Origin of the sequence: Streptomyces sp. NPDC127177, assembly GCF_042672475.1 — a bacterium.
Lineage (GTDB): Bacteria > Actinomycetota > Actinomycetes > Streptomycetales > Streptomycetaceae > Streptomyces.
On the sequence record NZ_JBHXUW010000126.1, the window covers coordinates 1 to 3119 of the forward strand.

At 72.0% G+C, this 3119-nt stretch carries 3 protein-coding genes; all 3 read right to left on the bottom strand.

Going from position 1 to position 3119, the window contains the following annotated elements; genetic code table 11:
* Nucleotides 1-105: 105 nt before the first annotated feature.
* From ACFVJX_RS35935 to ACFVJX_RS35945, 3 genes are read right to left on the bottom strand one after another with little or no spacing between them, the layout of a single operon-like run.
* Nucleotides 106-1284 carry a pseudouridine synthase gene (locus ACFVJX_RS35935; protein WP_384131872.1) on the bottom strand — a complete coding sequence of 393 codons (1179 nt, stop codon included), beginning with the start codon at nucleotides 1282-1284 and terminating at the stop codon, nucleotides 106-108.
* On the bottom strand, nucleotides 1284-1934 hold the full coding sequence (gene scpB, locus ACFVJX_RS35940; RefSeq protein WP_384131869.1) for an SMC-Scp complex subunit ScpB: 651 nt from the start codon (nucleotides 1932-1934) through the stop codon (nucleotides 1284-1286). Before scpB ends, ACFVJX_RS35935 begins: the two co-directional genes overlap by 1 nt.
* The gene (locus ACFVJX_RS35945; RefSeq protein WP_384196118.1) at nucleotides 1931-2887 is read right to left on the bottom strand and encodes a segregation and condensation protein A; all 957 of its coding nucleotides are present in this window, start codon (nucleotides 2885-2887) and stop codon (nucleotides 1931-1933) included. Before ACFVJX_RS35945 ends, scpB begins: the two co-directional genes overlap by 4 nt.
* Nucleotides 2888-3119: the final 232 nt, after the last annotated feature.

Consider the following 3119-nt stretch of genomic DNA (forward strand, 5'->3'; position numbering starts at 1 on the left):
CAATATAATGGACGAACCCTGCTTCAAACAGGCCCGGGGGGGTTGCGTGCCGGGAGTTGGGTACCACGGACCGGCCCCCGGGCCGTGAGCGGTGGGGCGGGAGGTCTACAGACCGACCTCGCGCATCAGCATGCCCACCTCGGTGTTGGTGAGCCGGCGCAGCCAGCCCGACTTCTGGTCGCCCAGCGGGATCGGTCCGAACGAGGTCCGCACGAGCCGCTCGACGGGGAAGCCGGCCTCGGCCAGCATCCGGCGGACGATGTGCTTGCGGCCCTCGTGGAGGGTCACCTCGACGAGGTAGTTCTTGCCGGTGTTCTCGACGACACGGAAGTGGTCGGCGCGGGCGTACCCGTCCTCCAGCTGGATGCCGTCCTTGAGCCGCTTGCCCAGATCGCGCGGGAGCGGGCCCTGGACGGCGGCCAGATAGGTCTTCTTCACGCCGTACTTGGGGTGGGTGAGACGGTGGGCCAGCTCGCCGTGGTTGGTGAGCATGATGATGCCCTCGGTCTCGGTGTCCAGCCGGCCGACGTGGAAGAGCCGCGTCTCGCGGTTGGTCACGTAGTCGCCCAGGCACTGCCGGCCGTCCGGGTCCTCCATGGAGGAGACGACACCGGCCGGCTTGTTCAGCGCGAAGAAGAGGTACGACTGGGTGGCCACGGTCAGGCCGTCGACCTTGATCTCGTCCTGGTGGACGTCGACGCGCATGCCCTGCTCGACGACGATCTCGCCGTTCACCTCGACGCGGGACTGCTCGATGAGCTCCTCGCACGCGCGGCGCGAGCCCATGCCGGCCCGGGCGAGAACCTTCTGCAGCCGCTCGCCCTCCTGCTCGGCGCCCGGGTGGGTCTTGGGCGTCTTGATCTCGGGCTTGTCCGCGTACCTGTCACGGTTGCGCTGCTCGATCTTGGCGTCGAGCTCGCGCGGACGCGCGGGGGCGCCGTAGGGCGCACGCCGGCCGCTGCTCTTGGAACCACCCGTCGCCGCCTTCGGGCCGCCCTTGGCGCCACCGCGGGCCGCCGCGCCGCGGCCCTTGCGGGTGCCGCCGTCGCCGCCCGGCTTGTCGTTGCCGACGTCGTAGCGGCGCTCCTCGGGCCGGGGCCGGCGGGGGCGCTGCTCCTGGCTGTCGTCGCGCCCGGAGCCGGAGACCCGGGGGTTCGGGTTACTGCTCCGGCCGCTGCCGCTGTTGTTCCTGGCGCCCGCGCCGCCGCTCCTGGCGCCGCCGCCACCGCTCCTGCCGCCGCCGTTGCCGCCGCCGCTTCCGCTGTTCCTGCCACTGCTTCGCATCAAAAATCCGTCTTGTCGTCTGCGTGAGTATCCGGGGTGTCCGGTGCGTCCGGATCGAACGACGGCACACCCTCTAGCGTCTCAGCCTCGATCGCGTCCGCCTCGGGGAGGAAGGGCGCGAGCTCCGGGAGCTCATCCAGGCCACGCAGGCCCATCCGCTCCAGAAAGTAGTTCGTCGTCCTGTACAGGATCGCACCTGTTTCGGGTTCCGCGCCCGCTTCCTCGACCAGGCCCCTCTGGAGGAGGGTCCGCATGACCCCGTCACAGTTCACACCGCGCACCGCGGAGACCCGTGAACGGCTGACCGGCTGGCGGTACGCGACCACCGCGAGGGTCTCCAGCGCGGCCTGCGTGAGACGTGCGTGCTGACCGTCCAGGACGAAGCCCTCGACCGCGGCCGCGTACTCCGGGCGGGTGTAGAAGCGCCAGCCTCCCGCGACGAGCCTGAGGTCGAAGCCGCGGCGCTGCACGGTGTACTCGTCGGCCAGCTCGCGCAGCGCGTCCGCGACGGCCCGCCTGGGCCGCTCCAGGACCTTGGCCAGGTGCTCCTCGGTGGCCGGCTCGTCGACGACCATCAGGACGGCCTCCAGAGCGGGCTTCAGATCGAGGTCCGCGACGACGGTGGGGCCGGTGACGTCCTGCTCGCTCATGCCTGCACATCCTGCCGCTCGTCCTGCACGTCCCGCACGTCCTGCATGTCCCGCACGTCCCCGTCCCGCACGTCCTGTGCTTCCGGGGCCTCCCGCACTTCCGCGGCCTCCTGGTCGAACTCGTCCGTCACGACGGGCTCGGCCCCCCGCTCCCCCGCCCAGCGCACCATGAGCTCCCCCAGGGCCTCGTCCTGGTCCAGCGCGACGGCCTTCTCCCGGTAGAGCTCCAGCAGGGCGAGGAACCGGGCGACGACGGTGAGGGTGTCCGGGGCGTCCTCGGTGAGCACCCGGAAACTGAGCTCCCCCGCCTCGCGCACCCGCGCCACCACGATCCCGGCCTGCTCGCGCACGCTGACCAGCGGGGCGTGGATGTGGTCGACGTAGACCTGTGGCCTGGGCTTCGGCTGCATCGCCTTCACGGCCAGCCTGGCGAAGCCCTCGGCCCCGATGCTGATCACGACGTCGGGCAGCAGCTCCGCGTGGTGCGGTTCCAGCCCGACGGTACGGGGGAAGCGGCGGCCCTCCGATTCCAGGCGGGCGCTGAAGATCTCGGCGATGCGCTTGTACGCGCGGTACTGGAGCAGCCGCGCGAAGAGCAGGTCCCTGGCTTCGAGCAGCGCCAGGTCACCCTCGTCCTCCACCTCGGCCGCGGGCAGCAGCCGGGCGGCCTTGAGGTCCAGGAGGGTCGCCGCGACGACGAGGAACTCGGTGGTCTGGTCCAGGTCCCAGTCCGGCCCCATGGCCCGGATGTGGGCCATGAACTCGTCGGTGACCTTGGACAGGGCGACCTCGGTCACATCCAGCTTGTGCTTGGAGATGAGCTGGAGCAGGAGGTCGAAGGGCCCCTCGAAGTTCGCCAGCCGGACGGTGAACCGGCCGTCGTCGGCCGCGGGGGCCGCCGGGTCCGGTTCGGCCGGCGCTTCCGGCACGTCCGGGACCGCCGCCACGGGCAGGACGTCCGGGACGGTTTCCACGGGCACGACGTCCGGGGCCGCTGCCACGGGCGTGACATCCGGGACGGATTCCGCAGGCAGGACGTCCGGGACGGATTCCGCAGGCAGGACGTCCGGGATCGCTGCCACCTCGTCGGGGAGCACCGGGGCCGGAGCCGGAGAGCCGGCCCCCGCTCCATCGGCGTCCGCCGCCCGCCCGGGCGCGGGCCCGGCCCCCCGCGCCCCGGCCCGC

What these genes read in the sequence shown, in the direction of transcription:
- ACFVJX_RS35935 (WP_384131872.1), bottom strand. Translation starts at nt 1,284, where the DNA reads ATGCGAAGCAGTGGCAGGAACAGCGGAAGCGGCGGCGGCAACGGCGGC.
- scpB (WP_384131869.1), bottom strand. Translation starts at nt 1,934, where the DNA reads ATGAGCGAGCAGGACGTCACCGGCCCCACCGTCGTCGCGGACCTCGAT.